The 20,906-nt window shown below is 59.7% G+C and carries 18 protein-coding genes and 1 pseudogene; 9 read left to right on the top strand and 10 right to left on the bottom strand.

The features are described from left to right. The first annotated feature begins 111 nt into the window (after positions 1-111). The 4 genes from FIV39_RS14365 (at position 112) to folE (ending at position 6,147) form a co-directional block, all read left to right on the top strand. Positions 112-3,675 carry an indolepyruvate ferredoxin oxidoreductase family protein gene (locus tag FIV39_RS14365; protein ID WP_020300835.1) on the top strand — a complete coding sequence of 1,188 codons (3,564 nt, stop codon included), beginning with the start codon at positions 112-114 and terminating at the stop codon, positions 3,673-3,675. A gap of 70 nt (positions 3,676-3,745) precedes the next feature. Further along, positions 3,746-4,927, top strand: a complete 1,182-nt coding sequence (locus FIV39_RS14360; protein ID WP_020300836.1) for an acetyl-CoA C-acetyltransferase — start codon at positions 3,746-3,748, stop codon at positions 4,925-4,927. Further along, positions 4,924-5,553 carry a TetR/AcrR family transcriptional regulator gene (locus FIV39_RS14355; protein ID WP_020300837.1) on the top strand — a complete coding sequence of 210 codons (630 nt, stop codon included), beginning with the start codon at positions 4,924-4,926 and terminating at the stop codon, positions 5,551-5,553. The genes FIV39_RS14360 and FIV39_RS14355 overlap by 4 nt, the downstream gene beginning before the upstream one ends. A 36-nt stretch (positions 5,554-5,589) precedes the next feature. After that, the gene (gene folE, locus FIV39_RS14350) at positions 5,590-6,147 is read left to right on the top strand and encodes a GTP cyclohydrolase I FolE (protein WP_020300838.1); all 558 of its coding nucleotides are present in this window, start codon (positions 5,590-5,592) and stop codon (positions 6,145-6,147) included. A gap of 28 nt (positions 6,148-6,175) precedes the next feature. Here folE and FIV39_RS14345 read toward each other — a convergent pair whose 3' ends face one another. The 5 genes from FIV39_RS14345 to FIV39_RS14325 are packed head-to-tail and all read right to left on the bottom strand — an operon-like array spanning position 6,176 to position 12,343. After that, complete coding sequence (locus tag FIV39_RS14345; protein WP_020300839.1) at positions 6,176-6,931, bottom strand: SDR family NAD(P)-dependent oxidoreductase; 756 nt, start codon at positions 6,929-6,931, stop codon at positions 6,176-6,178. A gap of 17 nt (positions 6,932-6,948) precedes the next feature. Next, positions 6,949-8,001: a phosphotransferase family protein gene (locus tag FIV39_RS14340; RefSeq protein WP_020300840.1), complete on the bottom strand. Its 1,053-nt coding sequence runs from the start codon at positions 7,999-8,001 to the stop codon at positions 6,949-6,951. After that, complete coding sequence (locus tag FIV39_RS14335; protein ID WP_020300841.1) at positions 7,998-9,293, bottom strand: acyl-CoA dehydrogenase family protein; 1,296 nt, start codon at positions 9,291-9,293, stop codon at positions 7,998-8,000. Before FIV39_RS14335 ends, FIV39_RS14340 begins: the two co-directional genes overlap by 4 nt. Before the next feature lie 24 nt (positions 9,294-9,317). Beyond that, positions 9,318-10,055: an SDR family NAD(P)-dependent oxidoreductase gene (locus tag FIV39_RS14330; RefSeq protein WP_020300842.1), complete on the bottom strand. Its 738-nt coding sequence runs from the start codon at positions 10,053-10,055 to the stop codon at positions 9,318-9,320. Between the two features lie 50 nt (positions 10,056-10,105). Next, a complete protein-coding gene (locus tag FIV39_RS14325; RefSeq protein WP_047531069.1) occupies positions 10,106-12,343 on the bottom strand; it encodes a CoA transferase in 2,238 nt (745 codons plus the stop codon). A 192-nt stretch (positions 12,344-12,535) separates the two neighbouring features. Between FIV39_RS14325 and FIV39_RS14320 the strand changes: the two genes are divergently transcribed. Continuing rightward, entirely contained in the window at positions 12,536-12,943 is a 408-nt protein-coding gene (locus tag FIV39_RS14320) for a VOC family protein (protein ID WP_020300844.1), read from the top strand. On the opposite strand, the gene FIV39_RS14315 is transcribed toward FIV39_RS14320, so the two are convergent. The 4 genes from FIV39_RS14315 to FIV39_RS14300 form a co-directional block, all read right to left on the bottom strand. Further along, entirely contained in the window at positions 12,940-13,719 is a 780-nt protein-coding gene (locus FIV39_RS14315) for an SDR family oxidoreductase (protein WP_020300845.1), read from the bottom strand. The genes FIV39_RS14320 and FIV39_RS14315 overlap by 4 nt on opposite strands. Positions 13,720-13,743: 24 nt before the next feature. Then, positions 13,744-14,775 (bottom strand): aromatic ring-hydroxylating dioxygenase subunit alpha, encoded by a 1,032-nt coding sequence (locus FIV39_RS14310; RefSeq protein ID WP_020300846.1) that lies wholly within the window; start codon positions 14,773-14,775, stop codon positions 13,744-13,746. Between the two features lie 17 nt (positions 14,776-14,792). Next, complete coding sequence (locus FIV39_RS14305) at positions 14,793-15,734, bottom strand: Rieske 2Fe-2S domain-containing protein (RefSeq protein ID WP_090406394.1); 942 nt, start codon at positions 15,732-15,734, stop codon at positions 14,793-14,795. Positions 15,735-15,856: 122 nt separating this feature from the next. Continuing rightward, positions 15,857-16,057, bottom strand: coding sequence for a hypothetical protein (locus FIV39_RS14300; protein WP_128706716.1), 201 nt, complete (start codon positions 16,055-16,057; stop codon positions 15,857-15,859). Between FIV39_RS14300 and FIV39_RS14295 the strand changes: the two genes are divergently transcribed. The 4 genes and pseudogenes from FIV39_RS14295 (at position 16,044) to FIV39_RS14285 (ending at position 19,216) form a co-directional block, all read left to right on the top strand. Continuing rightward, on the top strand, positions 16,044-16,523 hold the full coding sequence (locus FIV39_RS14295) for a MarR family winged helix-turn-helix transcriptional regulator (RefSeq protein WP_090406397.1): 480 nt from the start codon (positions 16,044-16,046) through the stop codon (positions 16,521-16,523). The genes FIV39_RS14300 and FIV39_RS14295 overlap by 14 nt on opposite strands. Then, positions 16,516-17,361: an HlyD family secretion protein gene (locus FIV39_RS14290; protein WP_244176371.1), complete on the top strand. Its 846-nt coding sequence runs from the start codon at positions 16,516-16,518 to the stop codon at positions 17,359-17,361. The genes FIV39_RS14295 and FIV39_RS14290 overlap by 8 nt, the downstream gene beginning before the upstream one ends. Further along, a complete protein-coding gene (locus tag FIV39_RS33425; protein WP_244176373.1) occupies positions 17,362-17,697 on the top strand; it encodes an HlyD family secretion protein in 336 nt (111 codons plus the stop codon). It abuts the gene before it with no gap. Further along, positions 17,690-19,216, top strand: a pseudogene (locus tag FIV39_RS14285) (DHA2 family efflux MFS transporter permease subunit). Before FIV39_RS33425 ends, FIV39_RS14285 begins: the two are co-directional and overlap by 8 nt. Here the strand turns inward: FIV39_RS14285 and FIV39_RS14280 are convergent. Then, positions 19,204-20,856: a methyl-accepting chemotaxis protein gene (locus FIV39_RS14280; RefSeq protein ID WP_020300852.1), complete on the bottom strand. Its 1,653-nt coding sequence runs from the start codon at positions 20,854-20,856 to the stop codon at positions 19,204-19,206. The pseudogene FIV39_RS14285 and the gene FIV39_RS14280 overlap by 13 nt on opposite strands. Positions 20,857-20,906: the final 50 nt, after the last annotated feature.

Below are 20,906 nucleotides of genomic sequence, written 5' to 3'. Positions count from 1 at the left end.
CCATTGTTTTTGTGATTTTACGATGGCAAAACCGCTCCCTAGACTCCAGCCAATAACTAGGCAACGCCGCTCTCCTGGCGCCGCCATGACAATAAAGCCTGGAGGATGAACATGAGTGTGCCCCCATCTCTGGATGACAAATACGTCCAGCACACTGGAAAAATCTTGCTCACCGGCATTCAGGCGCTGGTGCGTCTGCCACTGATGCAGCGCCAACGCGATCTGGCCAATGGTCTGAACACCGCCGGGTTTATTTCCGGATACCGTGGCTCGCCGCTGGGTGGTTTTGACCAGGCATTGTGGAAGGCGCGCGACTACCTCAAGGAACACCACACGGTGTTCCATCCAGGCATGAACGAAGACCTCGCTGCTACCTCAATCTGGGGTACGCAACAGGTCAATCTCTTCGAAGGCGCCACCTACGATGGCGTGTTTGGCATGTGGTACGGCAAGGGGCCGGGCGTCGACCGCTGCGGCGATGTGTTCCGCCACGCCAACGCCGCCGGCACCTCGCAATTTGGCGGTGTGCTGGCCATTGCCGGAGATGACCATGGCGCGCGCTCCTCCTCACTACCGCACCAGACCGAGCACATTTTCAAAGCGGTGATGATGCCGGTGCTGGCGCCATCGGGGGTGCAGGAATACCTCGACTACGGCATGCATGGCTGGGCCATGTCGCGCTATTCCGGCTGCTGGGTCGCCCTCAAAGCGGTGGCCGACACCGTAGAGAGCGCGGCCGTCGTCGACATCGACATTCATCGCGTACAACCGATCATTCCCGATATCCCGCTGCCCGAAGGTGGCTTGAATATCCGTTGGCCAGACCCGCCCCTGGCACAGGAACAGCGCCTGCTGGAACACAAGCTATATGCTGCCCTCGCCTATGCCCGGGCCAACCGCCTCGACCGTGTCGTGATGGACTCAGCGAAAGCGCGCATCGGCATCATCACGTCAGGCAAATCGTACCTCGACGTTTGCCAGGCACTGAAAATCCTCGGCATCGACGAAACACTCGCCCAGCAGATTGGCCTGCGGGTCTACAAGGTCGGCATGGTTTGGCCGCTGGAGGCTGAAGGCGTCCGGCAGTTTGCCGAGGGCCTGGAAGAAATCGTGGTGGTGGAAGAAAAACGCCACATGATCGAATACCAGTTGAAAGAAGAACTCTACAACTGGCGCGAGGACGTACGCCCGCGCATCGTCGGCAAGTTTGACGACAAGGGTGAGTGGAGCCTGCCGCACACGGGTTGGTTGCTACCAGCCATCAACGACCTGACCCCGGCGATGATCGCCCGTGCGCTGGCCAAGCGTATTCTGCGTCTGCACCAAAGTGGCCCGCTGCAAGTGCGCCTGGCCGTGCTGGATGCGCAACTGGCTAGCAAAGACCAATTCAGTAACCTGATGGAACGCGTGCCCCACTACTGTTCCGGTTGCCCGCATAATACATCGACCAAAGTCCCGCAGGGCAGTCGCGCACTGGCGGGCATTGGCTGCCATTACATGGCCGCCTGGATCTACCCGCAAACCCAGACTTTCAGTCAGATGGGCGGCGAAGGCGTGACGTGGATCGGCCAGGCACCGTTCACCACTACTCAACATGTGTTCGCCAACCTCGGTGACGGAACCTATTTCCACTCCGGCATTCTCGCGATTCGGGCTGCCATCGCGGCCAAGGTGCAGATCACCTACAAGATTCTCTACAACGACGCCGTGGCCATGACCGGCGGCCAACCGGTGGACGGCAGCCTCAGCGTGGCGCAAATCAGCCGGCAACTCGTTGCCGAAGGCGTGCAGCGTGTGGTGGTGGTCAGCGAAGATGTCGAGAAATATCAGCACATCCATGAACTGGCAGACGGCGTGCCGGTGCTGCGTCGCGACCAGATGGACGAAGTGCAGGAACAGCTGCGCCAGTTCCAAGGCGTATCCGCAATCATCTATGACCAGACCTGCGCTGCGGAAAAACGTCGGCGTCGCAAGCGCGGCAAGTTCCCGGACCCGGCACGCCGGGTTGTGATCAACGAAGCGGTGTGTGAAGGCTGTGGCGATTGCAGCAGCAAATCCAACTGCATGTCGGTGGTGGCGGTGGAAACCGAGTTCGGCCGCAAACGGGAAATCGACCAGTCCTCGTGCAACAAAGATTTCACCTGCCTTAACGGCTTTTGCCCGAGTTTCGTCACGGTCGAAGGGGGCTCGTTGCGCAAACCCAAAGCGCTGGCAGCCAAAGCGGATGAATTATGGGCATTGCCCACGCCATCAACCGTTACGCTGGATGAGCCCTACAGCATTCTGGTGACCGGCGTGGGTGGCACCGGCGTGGTGACCATCGGCGCCTTGCTAGGAATGGCAGCGTTTATCGAAGGCAAAGGCACGCTCAATCTGGACATGGCCGGCATGGCGCAAAAAGGCGGCGCGGTGTGGTCGCACATCCGCATTGCCGCGCACCAGGATCAATTGTTCGCACCCCGTATTGCCGAAGGTGAAGCAGCCTTGCTGTTAGGCTGCGATCTGGTGGTCAGTGCCAATACCGAAACCTTGTCCAAGCTGCGTCAAGGCGTTACCCATGCGCTGATCAACAGTGAAGAAACCATCACCAGCGCATTCGTGCGGACCTTCGCCCAACAGGCGGAAAGCGGAGATTTGCTGAAGCACCCGGACCCGAAATTCCACACCCACAACATGTCGGCACAAATCGCCGAAGCGGTTGGCCATGCCCAGGCGGACTTTGTCGACGCGAGCAAAATCGCCACGGCATTGACGGGCGATTCGATTGCCACCAACACCTTCATGCTCGGCTACGCCTACCAGAAAGGCTGGTTACCGGTGGGCGAAGCCGCGCTGCTGCAGGCTATCGAACTGAATGGCACTGCGGTGCCCTTCAACCTCGCCGCCTTTGCCTGGGGCCGGCGCAGTGCCGAAGACTTGCCACGGGTCTTGCGCAAACTGGAAGCAGGTAAAGTGCAGAACACAGATCGCTTGCTGTCGCAAAGCCTGGAAGAAACACTGGCACGACGCATGGCATTTCTCACGGCGTACCAGAATAAGGCTTATGCCCAACGTTACCGGCAACGAGTCGAGCAATTCATGAAAGCGGAAACGGCGCTGCTCGGGCAACCGGGCAAACTGTCGGCAAGCGTCGCCCGTTATTACTTCAAAGTGCTGGCCATCAAGGATGAATACGAAGTGGCACGCCTGTTTACCGATGGCCAGTTCCTGGAAAAAATCCAGGCTGGCTTCGAGGGCGACTACCGCCTGCGTTTCCACCTGGCGCCACCGCTGCTGAATGATAACGGCAGCGGCCGTGAGCCGAAAAAGCGCAGCTTCGGCCCGTGGATGCTGCAAGGCTTCAAGCTGCTGGCTAGGTTCCGGTTCCTGCGCAACACCTGGGCCGATCCGTTTGGCCACACTCACGAACGCAAGGTGGAACGTGACTGGCTGGCCAATTATGAACGTGTCCTCGACGAAGTCTTGATGGATTTGACCGCCGACAACCTGACCCTGGCCCAGGACCTGGCACAGCTGCCAGACAGCGTGCGCGGTTATGGCCCGGTCAAGGAGCGCTACCTCGTTCACGCCCAACAGCGTCAGGCGCAATTGCTTGAACGGTGGCGCGATGGCTCGAACGCGCAGTTCCACGATGCCAGTCAGGCCGGCAGCAAAATAGCCGTTACCCAACTGTAAGCCCGAGTGTGGCAGGCGTCGGTTGCCTGAAAAGGCACCACGCCGTATCCACCGAAAACTGGAGCACAGCATGCATGAAGTCGTGATAGTCGCCGCCACCCGCACCGCCATCGGTACCTTCCAAGGCGCATTGGCCACCACCAGTGCCGTGGAATTGGGCAGCGTGGTGGTCCAGGCGTTGCTGAAAAAAACCGGGATTGACGTCGACCTGGTCGATGAGTTGATTTTCGGCCAGGTGCTCACGGCCGGGTGTGGGCAAAACCCGGCACGCCAAGTGGCGCTGAAAGCAGGCCTGCCCCATAGCGTATCGGCCATGACCCTGAACAAGCTCTGCGGCTCCGGGTTGAAATCCGTGATGCTGGCGGCTCAGGCGATTCGCTGTGGCGATGCCGAGGTGGTGATTGCCGGCGGCATGGAAAACATGAGCTTGGCTCCCTACACGCTGGCCAAAGCGCGCACCGGCTTGCGCATGGGTAACGCGCAACTGGCCGACTCGCTGCTGCAGGACGGCCTGATCGACGCCTTCCACGACTACCACATGGGCATCACTGCGGAAAATCTGGTCGACGCTCACAGCCTGACCCGTAAGCAGCAGGACGCTTATGCCCTGCGTTCGCAGCAACTTGCCAGCGCAGCCATTGAGGCCGGCCGTTTTGTCGCGGAGATCACCCCGGTGCCGATTGCGCAGCGCAAAGGCGAGCCGCTGCTGTTTGCCGTGGATGAGCAACCTCGCGCGCAAACCACTGCTGTCAGCCTGGCCGGGCTCAAACCAGCCTTCAGAAAAGACGGCAGCGTCACCGCCGGCAACGCCTCGACAATCAATGACGGCGCCGCTGCAGTGCTGTTGATGAGCGAAGACAAGGCCAGGGAGTTGGGCTTGCCCGTTCTGGCAAAGATCAAGGCGGGTGCGTGTACTGGCGTAGACCCGGCGATCATGGGCATCGGGCCGGTGTCGGCAAGTCGCAAGTGTCTGGCAAAAGCCGGTTGGAGCCTGGCTGAACTCGATCTCATCGAGGCCAACGAAGCGTTCGCTGCCCAGTCGTTGGCGGTGGGTAAAGAGCTGGGTTGGGATTTTGACAAAGTGAACGTCAACGGCGGCGCCATTGCCCTCGGTCACCCGATTGGCGCTTCGGGTTGTCGTGTGCTGGTCACGCTGCTGCACGAAATGTTCAAGCGCGACGCGAAAAAAGGCCTGGCGACCTTATGCATTGGCGGCGGCCAGGGCGTCGCCCTGTTGCTGGAACGTCCATGATTGGCGCCCGCCCCGCAACGGCCGCCGGCCCTCAGCCGCGCTGGCATGGGCAGCCGGATGGCGATGTCGGAACCCACGAATTGCTGTACCACACGGCGCTCAGATTATTTGCCGAGCATGGATTCGAAAGTGTCAGCCTGCGCCAATTGGCAGCCGCAATGCATTTGCAGCCGGGATCGCTGTACAACCACATTGAAAGCAAGCAGGCGCTGCTGTTCGAACTGATCGAGACGCATGAAAGCGATCTTCTGGCGTTACTGCAAACCAAGGTCGCGCGTCATGCTGAGGGTCGGCTGCAACTGCAACGTTTTGTACGTGTGCACCTGCAGTTCAACAGCTTGCACGATCAGCGCCACACGCTGACGCGCATGGAATTTCGCAGCCTCAGCCTGGAGCAGCGCGAACGCGTCGAGCAACTGCGCGACACCCGCACCCGGGACCTGGAAAACATCCTCAGCCGTTGTGGATTGCCGGCCGGCCAGCGCGCACCGATGGCGCTGGGCATGCAAGCATTGCTCGATGGCGTGGTAGCCGGTTACCCGCAGGATGCGCGGCCTCCTCTGGAAAGTCTGACGAGTCTGTTTACCAGCATGGTGCTGACCGGTTTGAGCAGGCCGCTGGCTTAGCTGCTCCCCTTACATCACTAACAATAAGGTCGATCGATGAACGAAGAAATGACGAAAAATTATCGGGAAATTCTCCAGCACGTCGGTGAAGACCCACAGCGTGAAGGCCTGCTCAAGACTCCGGAACGTGCAGCGAAAGCCATGCGTTATCTTTGCCATGGCTACCGGCAAACGCTGGAAGAGATCGTCAACGGAGCACTGTTCGAGTCGGATAACGATGAGATGGTCATCGTTCGTGAAATCGAATTGTATTCGCTGTGTGAACATCATCTCTTGCCATTTATTGGCAAGGCTCATGTTGCCTACATACCGACAGGCAAAGTGCTCGGATTGTCGAAGGTCGCGCGAATTATCGACATGTTTGCCCGCCGCCTGCAGATCCAGGAAAACCTCACCCGGCAGATTGCCGATGCAATCGCCCAGGTCACCAATGCCGCCGGGGTGGCCGTGGTGATCGAGGCGAAACACATGTGCATGATGATGCGAGGTGTGGAGAAGCAGAACTCGGTGATGAGTACTTCAGTGATGCTTGGCGCCTTCCGCGAGTCGTACAACACCCGTCAGGAATTTTTGCAGCTGATCCGCAGCCGCTAGGCGAGGCGCCAGGCGCCCCACCTTCAACTCAACTGAGCATCAGCATCCCGCCGTCAATCATCAGCGTCTGCCCGGTGACAAATCGAGAACCTTCTCCGGCAAGAAATACCAGCACTGGCGCCAGATCCCGGGCCGGTTCACCCAGTTGTCCGCCGATGGGCACTTGCCCTGCCATGTACGCATCGTGCTGCTGCAGTTGTTCGGCGCTCATGCTCGCGCGAGTCGCCTCGTACATCGGCGTCCACATCGCCGGGGCGATAGCGTTGACGGTAATGCCCAATGGGCCCCACTCCCGCGCCACCGTGCGCGTCCACGCCAGCACGGCCCCCTTGCTGGCCGCGTAATGGGCTTTGCCGGGCTGTCCGATGACGCCTGCCCCAGAGGCGAAGTTGATGATCCGCCCACCGCTGCCCTTCAGCAGCTCATAGGCCGCGCGGTTGGTCAGGAATGTGCCACGGGTATTCACCGCAAAGACTTTTTCCCACTCGTCCAGCGTGATGCTGTCGGCACTGGCATTCGGCGCGATACCCGCAGCATGTACCAGCACATCCAGACCATTGAGCCGTTCGTTGGCCCAGGCGAAAGCGGCGTCCACGGATTGGCTGTCAGCGATATCGCAGACTCGTGTATGCGCCCACCCGCCACCGTCCCCCGTCATCGAGGCGGCTTCGCCCAGGTCGAGGCTGACGACATAGGCTCCCTCCTCCACAAATGCTTTGACCACTGCCGCGCCAATACCCCTGGCGCCCCCCGTGACGATGATGCGTTTACCGGCCAGCTGCATGGGCTGTTCCTCTGATATCAGACTGTTTGATCGATGCGCTGCAACGCCGTAGCGAACAGACGCAACGCTGAGGCGTGGTGTTTTTCACCCGAGACCATCGAGGCTTTGCCCGCACACGCACGGGCGTAACTGACTTCGAGAAAGATGCCGAGCTTGAAGCCGGCCAACACCAGGTACCAGGTGAAGTCCGCCAACGAGCGCGAGCTGCCGGCGCGGTAATGGGCGACCAGTTCGTCGCTGCTGCAAAAGCCTTCCCAGGGGCGAACTTCAATGGTGCCGGCACCACGACCATCAGCACCGGGCCAGGTGACTACCAGCCAGGCAAGGTCGAGCAACGGATCGCCGATGGTCGCCAGCTCCCAATCGACAACTGCGGCCAGTTCCGCGCTGTCGTGGCGAAACATGACGTTGGACAAGTGAAAGTCACCATGCTGGATACCGGTCTGGAACTGCGTCGGGTAATGCTCGCTCAACCAGTTGGCCAACCGGGCAAGTCCCGGCAGACCGCTCGCGCCCGGCCAACCGGGGTAGTCTTTGACGCTGTCCAGTTGCGCCAGCCAACGTGAGACCTGGCGTTGATGAAAACCTTCGGGCCGCCCAAAATCCCCCAGGCCCACCGCCTGATAGTCGATTTCTCCCAGACGCAATAACGCGTCCACCATGGCCAGCCCCATACGTCGGCGCATTGCTGGCTGCTGCGCGTGCGGCGTCGGCAAACCTGCCGCGCAGTTGGGATTGAAGCCCTGTACTGGTTCCATCAAATAGAAACTGGCGCCCAGAACGTCTTGGTCGGCGCAGTCGGCTATCAGGCCGGCATGGGGCACCGGCGATCCGGCCAACGCTTTGAGCAACCGTGCTTCACGGGCAATGGTTTTACTGCCGACTTCGCGCAACTCCCTGGAAGGCCGACGCAATACGAATTCGCGCGTGCCACGCCGAAAGCGCAGCAACAGATTCTGAGTGCCTCCGGTTAATCGCAGTGGGGCCTCGATGGAGCCACTTTCCAGACCCTTTGAGTCCATCCATAGAGCCAGGCGCTCGAGTTCGACCAGATCCTGCCAGTCGTTCATGCGTCGTACTCGCCCAGACTGGCCAATGCATCGGCGTATTTTTCCCGGGCTCGGGCCGCCGCGGTGGGCCGGTGGTAATCGGGGAACAGTTCGTCGCAGGGTTGATAATCGCGTAGCAGTTGTTTGGCGACCGTGATTTTGTGCACTTCGGTGGGCCCGTCGGCCAGCCCCATCTGGAAGGAGCGGACGATGTACCCGGTAAACGGCATTTCTTCGCTTACCCCTAACGAGCCATGTACATGCAGGGCGCGCGCGGCGATGTCATGCAGCACCTTGGGCATGGCGGCTTTCACCGCAGCGATGTCTTTGCGTACCCGTTTGTAGTCCTGATACTGGTCGATGCGCCATGCCGTGCGCATGACCAGCAAACGAAATTGTTCGAGCTCGATCCACGAGTCGGCAATTTTTTCCTGGACCATCTGCTTGTCCGCCAGGCGGCTGCCCTGGGTACTACGCGACAGGGATCGTTCACAGAGTGCATCCAGGGCTTTCTGCGCTTGGCCAATCACCCGCATCGCATGGTGCACGCGGCCGCCACCCAGTCGTACCTGGGCCACGACAAACGCCTGACCGGGCGCGCCGAGCATGTCGCCAGCAGGCACTCGCACCTTGTCGAACGACAGGTAGGCATGGGTTGCGGCCGGGTCATCGGCGATACCGACGTTGCGGATAATGCTCACCCCCGGAGCATCGGCGGCAACAATAAACATCGACATGCCTTCATACACCGACACGTTTTTATCGGTGACCGCCATCACGATATAGAACGCGGCGTAGCGGGCATTGGAGGCAAACCATTTTTCGCCGCTCAGCAGCCAGTCATCACCCTCACGCACCGCTTCGGTGGTGAACACCGCAGGGTCCGCGCCGCCTTGGGGTTCGGTCATGGCGAAGCAGGACACGATATCGCCGTCGAGCAAGGGTTGCAGGTAGCGCTGCTTCTGCGCCGGCGTGCCGTAATGGGCGAGGATTTCACCGTTACCGGAGTCCGGTGCCTGACAACCAAACACAATCGGTCCGAACAGCGAGCGGCCGAGAATTTCATTGATCAACGCAAGGCGCACCTGGCCATACCCTGCCCCGCCCAGTTCCGGGCCCAGGTGACAAGCCCACAAGTTGCGCGCCTTCACCTGCGCTTGCAACGGTTTGACCAGTTGCTTGAACAGCGGGTCGTGGATATTCCACGGGCTGCCCAACACGTGGTCGAGAGGCTCGACTTCCTCACGCACGAACTGCTCGATCCAATCCAGTTCCACTTGAATCTCGGGGTCGGTCTGAAAGTCCCAGGCCATGGTGTTTCTCCTAGCAAATAGCGATCAGGCCAGCAGCATGCCGCCGTCGACCAATAGGGTTTGGCCGAGCACATAGCTGGCCAGCGGCGAGGCGAGAAACAGAGCCACATTAGCCATGTCCTGAGGCGTGCCGAGGCGCCCTTGAGGAATGGCGCGCAGCGCACCTTCCAGGCGTTTCGGGTTGCTGGTGGTCACCCGTGTCAGCTTGGTTTCCACCAGCCCCGGGGCAATGCCATTCACCCGGATACCATCACGAGCCCAGGCTTCGGCCAAGGTGCGAGTCAGCCCGAAAGCGCCGGTTTTCGAGGCGTTGTAGGCAGGGTTGCCACGGGTAGAATGGAACGCTGCTGCCGAACTGACCGTGATCATCGAACCCTTGGCTTCCATCAGCAGCGGGTGAAATTTCTGCGCGCAGACCATCAGGCTGGTGAGGTTGATGTCGAGCACGCGCTTGAAGCCCTCAGCGAGGAATTCCTGACGGTCGTAGAGCACCGTGCCTTGCGCTTGCACCAACACATCCAGACGGGTGAATGGCACACAGACCGCTTCGATCAACGCTGCATCCGCGACGTCGACCTGCGCGTAATGCAAGCCTTCAAGGTTAGAGTCGGGTGAGTCGTGATAGGCCGCCGCCGAGGCACGCGTACCCCAGACATGCACTTCGGCACCGCGCTGGCGAAAGTTCTGCGCAATGCCATTGCCGATGCCACTGGACCCGCCGACTACCAGCACGGTTTTACCGCTGAAATCTAACTCGTACATGGGTATTCCTTGTGCTTGTCGAAAAATGCTGCCGGCCAATAGGCCCACCGTTACAGCGCCACCAGGCCAGCCGAGGCCAATCGTTCGAGCTCGCTGCCGGTAAAGCCGAGGCCTTCCAGAACTTGCCGGGTATGTTGGCCGAGGGCGGGCGGTGGGCGCTGCAGCGATAACGGCAAGTTGCCGAAATCCCAGAACGCGCCGATCTGTTGCAAGTCGCCGTAAACAGCATGTGAGTAATGCGCGTGCAGACCCGCGGCGGCGTGTTCGGGGCTGTCGAGAAAGGCATCCATCTGCGCCTCCAGGACGGCCTGCGCAGGAACTTGCACTTCAGCCAATGCTGCGAGCGCCGCTTGCCGGGTAAGACCTGCAAACCAGGTTTCGGGCTGATCACCCATGAGCGCCTTGAAACGCTGCACCTCATCCGGTTGCAGCGCTGCCACCACCAGCCAGGCATCGCTACATAGATACAAACGGTGTGCGTCACTCACACCAGTCTGTTGCGCATCCATATGTTCGATTGGGGTCAGGCTGCCGTCTTCAAGCACCACCGCTTCGCTCATCGATAGCAACGTAGCGCCCAACAATGACGAGCTGACCATTTGCCCGACGCCACTGCGGTTGCGCTCGTACAATCCCAGCAGCAAGGCATAGAGCGAGGATAAACCGGCAAAGAAATCGCCCACGCCAAAACGCAGCCACATCGGCGCCTGCCCCTCCCCGCCCTGCTCCCTCTCCCAGCCGCAGGAAGCCTGCATCAATTGGTCAAAACCCGGCCAATCCGCGCGCGGTCCGGTCGGTCCGTAGGCACTGACATGGCAATACACCAGCTGCGGGTTGAGCACTTTGAGGCTCTCGTAGTCGACCTTGAGTTTGCGTGCGGCCGGCAGCCGCATGTTGTGGTGAACAACATCGGCCCAACGGGCCAACGTTTCTACGGCGGGCTCGGTTTGCTGATCGCCCAACTGCAGCGCTACCCCCAACTTGCCACGCTGGGTGCCGCTGAAAATCCGCTCCAGGCGGCGCATGGCATCGCCTTTGGGCGCTTCGACTTTAATGACTTCGGCGCCGAGGTCCGCCAGAAGCATGCAAGCAAACGGCCCGGCCAGGTAGGCGCCCAGATCCAGTACTTTCAGACCGTGCAGCGGAGGCAAGGGCGCCGGGCTCGACCTGGGCACTTGCGAAGGGATCACAGCATCGGCGCCTGACAGTCCGGCGTTCCCCTCACCTGCCAGAGGTGCGCTACCGCCAACTCGTGCGGGTGGCTGCACCTGCCAGGCAGGGCCTGGTTGCAGGGTCTTGCCCAATTGCACATCGTCGACTTCAACCACATAACCATTCAGGCGTGCTTGCTCGTCGAAGTAGATATCGCCAAAGGGAGCGGCAATTTGCGCGGCCACGTCGTGCTGCCAGAAATGCTCGACCCAGTCCTGTGCCGGCCGTGTGGCAATGATCGCCTTGTTGGCGCCGAAGTTTGGCGCCACATGGCTCGATGGCCACAGCGCGTTCAAGCGAGCCACTTCGGTTTCGCCGAGCTCACTGAGTGCCGCGGCCATCCACGGGGATTTGTCCGGCGAATAATGCACATGCAACCAGCGGCCATCAGCGCATTGGTGCAACGGAATAGGAATGTGTTTATCCAGGCCTTTGGCAAAGGCCTGCGTCGGCGTTTGCGCTCGGTTCCAATGCATGGTCATTGGCACCAAGGCTGCCTGAGCCAAACTCGTATGAGCGATACCGCCGCAGCCGTCACGTTCGCGTGCAAGCAACCGCGCCATCACCCCAACCACGCACAACCAGCTGGCCAGCCAATTGGCAAAGGGCATGCGCACGAATACCGGGCCGGGGCGATGCGCCGGTTGCTCGTCCAACAGGCCAAGGCGCGCCAGGATCAAAGTTTCCCAGGGGATGGCATTCGCCAGTGCATGCCGTTGGGGCCAGCCGCTAATTGCCGAGATAATCAAGCGAGGAAAGTCTGCAGCGAGTTGCGCGTCGGCCAGACCATGGGCCTGCGCTACCGAAGGTGTGAAGTCGTGTAGCAGCACATCGGCGCTCGCGAGCAGAGAGTTTAGTTGCTGACGATCTTGGGGATTTTCCAGACTGAGGATGACACTGCGCTTGCCACGGTTAAGCACAGCAAACAGCGCCTGTTTCTCTCTGGCGGGGTTGGCGGGTGGCTCGATCATCACCACTTCGGCACCCGCTTCGCAAAGATGCATGCCAGCGGCAGAGCCGGCAATGCCGGAACACAGACTGATGACGCGAATTCCTTCGAGGATTGCCTGGCTCATTCAGCACCTGTCTTCTTCTGCGCTTAGCGTTTTGCAGCAGAGCTGCAGAACGAATCCATGGCGTTACCCTAAGCGATCAATGATAAATTCCATAGATAGATTAGTATTCCGAATATAGAATCATAAGCAGGAATATGAACAGCAAATAACAATTCGTCTAAATATCACTAAAAGCCGATCAGGGGCGTTGCGATGATCCTGCGCATGGACCACTTCACCATCGTCACCAACCAACTGGAGGCGACACGGGATTTCTACGTGGAGGTACTGGGTCTGGTCGACGGGCCACGCCCGCCCTTCCCGGTTCCCGGCTTCTGGCTGTACGCCCGGCAACAGCCCGTACTGCATGTGGTGGGCGTATCACAAATGCCGGAGCCGCGACGTGGCGTGCTCGACCATATGGCGTTTCATGCCCAGGGCTTGCAGAAAATGTGGACGCACCTGGATGAGCACGGCGTGCGATTCAAGGTGATCCGTGCTCCCGGCGCCGATCGCACGTGGCAGCTGTTCATGCAGGACCCCAATGGGGTTGAAGTGGAGTTGGATTTCGACGCCAGCGAAGTGCTGCCCGCCGACTGGAAGGAACGCCGGGGAAGCTAAATCAATCCAGCATAACTGCCGCCGTCGATCTGCAAATTTTGCCCGGTGATATAGCCGGCTTGCGCCGAACAGAGAAATGCGCAGGCGGCTGCCAATTCGCTCGGCTGGCCAAATCGTCGCGCCGCTATCGGCTTGAGCATTTCCACCCGTGCTTGCTCAAAACTGAGCTGGCGAAGCCCCGCCAGCTGCTCGGTCATAAAGCGCAGACGGTCCGTCTCAATGCGCTCCGGCAGCAGATTGTTGATCGTTACATTGTCCCGTGCCACTTCGACCGACAGAGCTTTGCAAAAAGCGGTCAGCCCGGCACGTGCAGCGGTGGACAAACCCAACGGCAAACGCGGTGACTTGACCATCGCCGAGGTGATATTGACGATGCGGCCGAAACCTCGCGCCCGCATACCGCCGATCACAGCCTGGATAAGCAGAATGCCTGAGAGCATGTTGGCCTCAATGGCCGCCATCCAGGCCGCGTGATCCCAATCCTCCAGACGACCCGGCTCTGGGCCGCCGTTGTTGGTCACCAGAATGTCGACTACCGGGCACGCGGCCAACAATGTCGCACGCCCGGCAGAGGTGGACAGATCCGCCACCACCGTGCGGGGCAGCCGGCCAGTGCCGAGAAAAATGTCCTGCGCGGTTTGCGCCAGGGTCTCGGCATTGCGGCCGTTGATCAGTATCTCGCAACCCTCCTGCGCCAATGCCAGCGCACAGGCTTTGCCAAGCCCTCGTGAAGACGCGCATACCACCGCCATGCGCCCGCCAATGCCCAGATCCATAGCCGTACTCCTTGCGTGATGGGGTCAGTCTTTCATGCCCAACAACGTGCTGATATCGCGTCCGGGTTCAGCATCGCTGCCGTAGGCGAACTGACCGGCGCGCTGGCGTTCGACCAGTTGTTCCATCTGGTAGCGATAACGAGTACCTGGGGTATCGAAACGCGAATGCAGGTCACGTCGCTCATCGGTCTCGAAATAGCGCTGATTTTGCGGACGCACCACCGAGTTGTCCTGGGGCTGGATGATGTAGTTGATGCGCGGCATCACGTAGCGAAACGGTGACGGTGCAGCGGTGGTATTGAACGTGACGTCACAGCGCGAGCGATGCTTGCCCACCGGCAAGAACGGTTGCAAGTTAGGAACGTCATAACCGGGACGAAATCGCGGGTAGGAGATGCACACATTACTGCGCAAATGGATGTGCAGCACCGCGCGAAAATCCTGGTACTTGGCGCGCACCCCGCCGACCCAACGCATGATCGGCGCCACTGATTTTTGTGCGACTGTACGGGTGCGGGTCACCGTTTCAGAGGTCCATTGCACCTCGACCTCGTCCGACTCGCTGATGCCGTCGCCGATGGTATTGGCATGCAGGAAATCGGCGTGGGTCAGGTCAATCAGGTTTTCTACAGAGAGCGCAGAGGTCGCATCGAATCGCACGGTGCGCTGGGTGTAGCCAGGAAGACTGCCGTCTTGCGGCAGGAACGGGATATGCGGCAGCAGCAATGTATCGGCGGCATCCGGGTTGCCGTACCAGACCCAAATGTAGCCGTAACGCTCGACCAGCGGATAAAACCCGCTGCCGCCAGTGAATGCCGTCAGCACGCACGTATTTTCACGCAGACGATAGGGATGGAATTCAGCTGCTCTCGGCTGCCCGTTTTCCCGCCACAGGTAATAGGGTTGGGCATGAATGATTCGACGAATTGGCTGGGCACTGAGGTCGCGACTATGGGAGACCGGAAACCAGGTGTCACGCAGGTCATAGTTGATCGGTGTCCAGTCACCCCGCACTTTGCGCGACGGAGTATCGGTAGAGGAAGGCACGGAATGCATGGTGAGTTCTCCTGTGCTCAGACGATCGCGCTTGCGGGAATCAGATGCGGTCGGCGAAAGGCACGCAGGTCGCGGGATGGGGCTTGCAGCAGGGCCGCGACGGCTACGCCGTCAATCAAGTGGTTCACCCGGAACGGCGACCTGCTGAATGCACGGGCAATACGCCAACGCAACGGTGCCTTGGCCGGCACGTGCTCAGTCACGAATCCTCGCCAGCACAGGCTGGTGGTGCCACGGCGGTTGGCCCCGGTTGCGATCATCAGGGTAACGAGCGGCATTTCTTCTTCGTTGAGCAAATCCATCCGAATACTGCCGCCGCTCAGGGGTACTGCGGTGCGCACAATCAAGGGGTAGTCCACCACAAACTGCGATGGCAGAAATTGTGTGGACCATACCGCACCGCGCTCCAGAACCACGCGGCCCTGCTCTCTGCGTAGATCGCCAAGGAAGAAATCGGTGAGGCGCACATGGGTAAAGCCGAGCAAGCATTCCGGGCCGTCGAGCATCGCCGCCAGATACTGGTCGTGACTCATGTTGACGACGGTGGAACCGGTAAATTCGCGACCGCTTGGCCGGTAATCGCTGCTGGGGAGCTCCCCTTGCGATGCGCCCTCACCCAACCACACATGGACGAAGCCATTGGCTTCGCTCACCTGAACGGCCCGCACGGCATAGCGTGGCGGTACGCGCTCATCATCATTAAGGTTGGGAATTTTTGTACAACCGCCACTGGCACCATCGAAGGTCCAGCCGTGGTAACCACATTGCAAACCAGACTCGACAACTCGTCCCAGAGCCAACGGCACCCGCCGATGTGGACAACGGTCTTCCAGAGCAAAAGCCTGCCCGGCTGCGTTGCGGAACAGGACCAGTTCCTCGCCACCAAAGGCCACGGCCAATGGCTTTTGATCATTCACAGCCTCGGAAAGCGCCATGGCCCACCAGCCAGGGGTCGTCATCGGTTTGCCTCATTGTTGTTGTGTTTTTGGGCTTTTGTTTGCAATGCAATCAACGCTAACGGTAGCGGTACAATGCTGTGATGGCAACCATAAGTAAACATTTTAATGATTTATGTTCATACTCATAAAAACCTATCTAGAACCCAGAAATACTCCGAACACTGCTCAACAAAACGGATTATCAGCCAAATAAATCGCTGAATATGAACATTCTTAACTTTAATGCCCATTTTTCCTTGAAAAGGATCAGCAGAAAACCTATAAGCCTGATCACCATGAGCATGCTCATTCACTTCAGGTGCGTTGACGATGACCCAATCCATCCTCGGCTTTGTCCTCCATGACGTTGCCCGTTTGATGCGTAAACGCTTCGAACAATGGGCCCGCGCAGCCGGTCTCACGCGCTCTCAATGGCAAGTTCTGGCCAAACTGTCCACGCATGAAGGCATTCACCAGAAGGGTCTGGCCGACTTGCTTGAAATCGAGTCGGTCACGCTGGTGCGCTTGCTGGACAAAATGCAGGAGCGCGGTCTGATCGAACGTCGCAACCACGCCACCGATCGCCGTGTTTCCCTGTTATTTCTCACTCCGGATGCCCATCCGCTGCTGCAATTCATGCGCACCATTGGCGAGCAGACTCGAGTGGAAACCATGGCCGACTTTTCCGTTCAGGAGCACGATCAATTGCTGCAGTACCTCGAACGCATGCGTGAACACTTGCTGACGGCTTGCAGCCAGCCGGTGGATGAGCCCACTAACTGCGCGGCAGACGAGGTGACGCATGGCTGAGTCCACATTGCAGCGTCATGCGGTGCAGGCAGAAGCCCGTCCACTCGACCCACTGGCGAAACCTGAAGCGCAGGCGCCTGAAGCTCCCACCCTTGATCGTCATGGGCCAGAATCCTCCGGCGCTCCACGGCAACGCTGGCGCGTCGGCCTGTTTTTGCTGGCGCCGATTGTCGTCGTGGCCTGTGGCGCCTGGTATGTGTTGGGTGGCCAAGTGGTCAGTACCGACAACGCCTACGTTCAGGCCGAACGGGTGGGCGTTTCGACCGATGTGGCCGGGATCGTGGCGGCCATTGAGGTCAGTGACAACCAAGTCGTGAGCAAGGGCCAAGTGTTATTTCGCTTGAAGCCAGAACCCTTTGAAATCGCCTTGGCCAGTGCCAGCGCGCAACTGGAAGGCGCGCGCAACCAGATCCTTTACCTCAAGGCCAGCTACAACCAGTCACTGGCCGAAATCGCCCAGGCTGAAGCCAGGCTGCCCTACTACCAGACCAATTTCCAACGGCTGGAAAAACTTGTCAGCGTTGCCGCCGTCTCCAAGACAATCTACGACGACGCCCATCAGGACCTCGACAATACCCGCCAGCAGGTTTTGGTAGCCAAGTCCCAGGCTGCTGCGGCATTAGCCCAACTGGGAGGACGGCTGGACAGGCCTCTCGAGCAACATCCCTCCTACTTACAAGCACAAGCAGCGCTCAATGAAGCCGAACGCAACCTGCGTAACTCGGTGGTGACCGCCCCGTTCGACGGCGTGGTGACCAACGTGGACTCGTTGCAAGTGGGCGCCTACCTGCAACCCCCACAATCAGGCTTTAGCCTGGTGTCCAGCGAACACCTATGAGTGGCTGCCTCGCCGAAAGAAACCGAGCTGACCAACGCTCACGTCGGCCAGGACGCAACCATTGAGGTAGACACTTATCCCGGCGTGACCTGGCACGGCACCGTGGAAAGCATCAGCCCGGCTTCCAGCTCCAGCTTTTCGCTACTGCCGGCACAGAACACCACGGGCAATTGGGTGAAGGTTGTGCAGCGTATTCCGGTGAAGATCCGTATCGACGATGCCGTAGGCAAACCCGCGCTGCGCCACGGCATGAGTGCCTTGGTAGAGATCGATACCGGAACCGCCCGTGGTCTGCCGAAACCGCTGGCCAACCTGCTCGCCCGCCATCATGAGTGAAGTAACTGGGCCGCTGCCACCTTCGCCGCTACGAGTACTGATTACGCTGTGTGTGGTGCTGGCAGTGGTCATGCAAGCCTTGGACACCACCATCGCCAACGTCGCCCTACCCTATATGCAGGGCAGTGTGTCGGCCAGTGCCGACCAGATTAACTGGGTACTGACTTCCTACATCGTCGCCACCGCCATCATGACGCCGCCCTCGGCATTCCTTGCCCGACGCTTCGGTCGCAAGCGCGTATTGCTGTGATCGATCTTCGGTTTTGTATTGGCGTCGGTGCTCTGTGGCATTGCCCGGTCCCTGGAAGAAATCATCCTGTTCCGTTTACTGCAAGGGCTGGCAGGGGCAGCATTGGTGCCGTTATCGCAAGGCATTCTGCTGGATATTTACCCGCAGAAAGACCGTGGCTCGGCAGTGGCCTTGTTCGGCGTGTCGGTGATGGTTGGTCCGGTGCTGGGTCCGATGATCGGCGGCTGGCTAACAGAACACCTCAGCTGGCGCTGGGTGTTCTTCATCAACTTGCCTATCGGATTGCTGGCCTTTGTCGGCATGATGCGCTTCATTCAGGAAACCCCGGCCGACAGAACCGCCCGTTTGGACTGGCTAGGCTTTGGCTCGCTCAGCGTGGCGATCCTGTCGATTCAATTGTTCCTCGACCGCGGTGAACAGCTGGGCTGGTTCGATTCAGGAGAAATCATCCTGGAGGCGCTGGTGGCCGCCATCGCTTCGTACATTTTCATCGTCCACACCTTCACCCACGACAAGCCCTTTATCAGTCTGAAACTGTTCAAGGACCGCAATTACTCGGTGGCGGTCGTGTTTATCTTCATCATCGGCATTACCTATTTAGCGTCATTGGCGCTGATGACACCCTACCTGCAAACCCTGATGGGTTACCCGGTGCTCACCGCCGGCATGGTCATGGGGCCACGCGGACTGGGGACCATGCTTAGCATGTTCCTTGCCGGGAAGATCATCGGCAAAGTGGATATTCGCTGGATACTGTTTTGCGGTTTGTTGCTGTCCGCCTGGTCGATGTACATGATGACCGGCTGGACGCCGGCAGTGTCCATCAACACCATCGTGTACGTCGGCTTTATTCAGGGCGCGAGCCTGGGTCTGTTGTTCGTCCCACTGACCACCATCGCCTTTACCACCCTAGCGCCGCATTTGCGTGGCGAAGCCACTGGTCTGTACAACCTGTCACGCAATGTCGGCTCAAGCGTTGGCATCTCGATCGTTACGGTGCTGCTGGCTCAAAACACTCAGATCAATCATGCCGAAATCGGCGCATACGTTACGCCGTTCAACCGCCTGTTCGATGCCTGGCCTGTAAACAACCAACTCAATCCATTAACCGCCGGCGGGCGTGCGGCGCTGGATGGCATGATCACTGTGCAGGCCAGCTGGGTGGCCTACCTGGATGACTTCAAGCTGCTGATGTGGTTATCCATTGGAGTCATACCCCTGCTGCTGATATTCAGGACACCGAAGTCTCAAGCAAATCAGGCCTCGTAGCGAAAACGTCCCACTGCTACATTCAGCTCATCGGACAGTTCGCGCAAAGACACCACAGCTCCGGACACCTGATGAGTGATCGCATCGCCCTCGCCGGCCATGCGTGCGATGTGCTCGACGTTGGCAACGATGCCCCGCCCACCCTCGTTCTGCACGCTCACCGCATCGGCAATCCGGTCCACCCCACGCGTGGAGTCGCCGACCAGTTCCGCTGCCTGTTGCAGGGTACTTTCCAACTCACTCAGCAGTCGGCCGCTGTCGTCCAATGCCACCGTGCCGGCGCGCAGGGCTTCGTCGACCACCTCGGACTGGCTCTCGAGCTTTACCGTCAACTGGTTGATCGAGTTGGCTGCCAGCGCAGAGCGTTGTGCCAGATTACGCACTTCGTCCGCCACCACGCTGAAGCCGCGTCCACTCTCGCCAGCCCGTGCCGCCTCGATCGCCGCATTGAGCGCCAGCATGCTGGTCTGCGCGGAAAGGTCCTTGACCTGACCGATGCTGGCGGTGATCGCAGTAGTGCTTTCGACAAAATCGCCCACCGAGCCACGGATGGCGGAGAATGCATGGCGCACGCTGTCGATTTTCTCGAGCAGTCGCGACAAGGCCAAGTGTCCATCCTGCGCACCGCGCAAACTGGCTTCGGCGCAGCTGCGCAGGCTTTCAGCATGACTGGAGATTGCCGCAATCCCGTCGCTCATCTGCTCGATGGTCATCGACACCGCGCCCACCGCACCGGCCTGCGCCGTAGAGCTTTGCGCCACACGCGCCGAAGCGCCCACCAGCTCCTCTGCCGAGGCGCCGACCGATGCCGCGACTCCGGCTACCTTGCGCATTGCCTGCTGGAAGCTATCAATGAGTTCGTTGAATGCCTGAGCCGTGTGGGCAATCTCGTCTCGACCCATGACCCGCACGCGTCGGGTCAGGTCGCCATCGCGCAACTCGATCGAAGCCCTCTCGATTTCCCGAATGGGCCGGATGATTTGCGCACGCAACAAAAGACTGACTAACACAGCCAGTAAGCTGCCACCCAGCAGCACCGCGACGAGCATCCGTGAGACCTGCTGTTGTGTTGCGCCCGCCTCAGCGAAGGCGCCAGAGGTCAGCTCGGCTTGTAGGCCCAACAGCCGGTTGAATTGACCTTGCAGGCCATTGTTGTCGGCACGCACCCGACCCAGCAGCGAGGCAGCCTGTATCTGGTCACTCAAAGCAGTGCGCTTGAATTCGGCAAGCCCCTCGCCGACCACTGCGGCCTGCTCCTGCACCGCTTGATAGAGCGCTCTCTCCTCTTCGCCCAGGCGAGTTTCACGAGCCACCTTGTCCAGCCCGGCACGCATGTCGTCAACACTGGCCTGCATATCTTCAAGATATGACTCAAGGTCTTCCGCGGAAGCTTGCCCACTGGATTCAAGGATGCGCGCGCCTGTGGCATATGCGCCGACCATCGCCGCCTGCGAGGCGGCCGAGGTTTCTAACACTTGCCGATATTGCTGGAAACGCAACTGGTCGATTTCCTCGATTACCGCTTGTTGCTTAGCCAGCCCGCGGTAGGCCAGACCCGAGACAACCAGTAGAGCGAGCACAAATAACCCGGGCAGCACGAGGAGCTTGGCGCCGATTGAGAAGCCTTTCAGAAATGACATGTTGGTTACCGTTTTTGTTTTTATAGGGCGTGAATAGGCAGGCAATTTAT

Source organism: Pseudomonas grimontii (assembly GCF_007858185.1).
GTDB lineage: Bacteria > Pseudomonadota > Gammaproteobacteria > Pseudomonadales > Pseudomonadaceae > Aquipseudomonas > Aquipseudomonas grimontii.
This window is presented reverse-complemented; position numbering and strand designations above follow the sequence as displayed.

What these genes read in the sequence shown, in the direction of transcription:
- FIV39_RS14365 (WP_020300835.1), top strand. Translation starts at nt 112, where the DNA reads ATGAGTGTGCCCCCATCTCTGGATGACAAATACGTCCAGCACACTGGA.
- FIV39_RS14360 (WP_020300836.1), top strand. Translation starts at nt 3,746, where the DNA reads ATGCATGAAGTCGTGATAGTCGCCGCCACCCGCACCGCCATCGGTACC.
- FIV39_RS14355 (WP_020300837.1), top strand. Translation starts at nt 4,924, where the DNA reads ATGATTGGCGCCCGCCCCGCAACGGCCGCCGGCCCTCAGCCGCGCTGG.
- folE (WP_020300838.1), top strand. Translation starts at nt 5,590, where the DNA reads ATGAACGAAGAAATGACGAAAAATTATCGGGAAATTCTCCAGCACGTC.
- FIV39_RS14345 (WP_020300839.1), bottom strand. Translation starts at nt 6,931, where the DNA reads ATGCAGCTGGCCGGTAAACGCATCATCGTCACGGGGGGCGCCAGGGGT.
- FIV39_RS14340 (WP_020300840.1), bottom strand. Translation starts at nt 8,001, where the DNA reads ATGAACGACTGGCAGGATCTGGTCGAACTCGAGCGCCTGGCTCTATGG.
- FIV39_RS14335 (WP_020300841.1), bottom strand. Translation starts at nt 9,293, where the DNA reads ATGGCCTGGGACTTTCAGACCGACCCCGAGATTCAAGTGGAACTGGAT.
- FIV39_RS14330 (WP_020300842.1), bottom strand. Translation starts at nt 10,055, where the DNA reads ATGTACGAGTTAGATTTCAGCGGTAAAACCGTGCTGGTAGTCGGCGGG.
- FIV39_RS14325 (WP_047531069.1), bottom strand. Translation starts at nt 12,343, where the DNA reads ATGAGCCAGGCAATCCTCGAAGGAATTCGCGTCATCAGTCTGTGTTCC.
- FIV39_RS14320 (WP_020300844.1), top strand. Translation starts at nt 12,536, where the DNA reads ATGATCCTGCGCATGGACCACTTCACCATCGTCACCAACCAACTGGAG.
- FIV39_RS14315 (WP_020300845.1), bottom strand. Translation starts at nt 13,719, where the DNA reads ATGGATCTGGGCATTGGCGGGCGCATGGCGGTGGTATGCGCGTCTTCA.
- FIV39_RS14310 (WP_020300846.1), bottom strand. Translation starts at nt 14,775, where the DNA reads ATGCATTCCGTGCCTTCCTCTACCGATACTCCGTCGCGCAAAGTGCGG.
- FIV39_RS14305 (WP_090406394.1), bottom strand. Translation starts at nt 15,734, where the DNA reads ATGACGACCCCTGGCTGGTGGGCCATGGCGCTTTCCGAGGCTGTGAAT.
- FIV39_RS14295 (WP_090406397.1), top strand. Translation starts at nt 16,044, where the DNA reads ATGACCCAATCCATCCTCGGCTTTGTCCTCCATGACGTTGCCCGTTTG.
- FIV39_RS14300 (WP_128706716.1), bottom strand. Translation starts at nt 16,057, where the DNA reads ATGGATTGGGTCATCGTCAACGCACCTGAAGTGAATGAGCATGCTCAT.
- FIV39_RS14290 (WP_244176371.1), top strand. Translation starts at nt 16,516, where the DNA reads ATGGCTGAGTCCACATTGCAGCGTCATGCGGTGCAGGCAGAAGCCCGT.
- FIV39_RS14280 (WP_020300852.1), bottom strand. Translation starts at nt 20,856, where the DNA reads ATGTCATTTCTGAAAGGCTTCTCAATCGGCGCCAAGCTCCTCGTGCTG.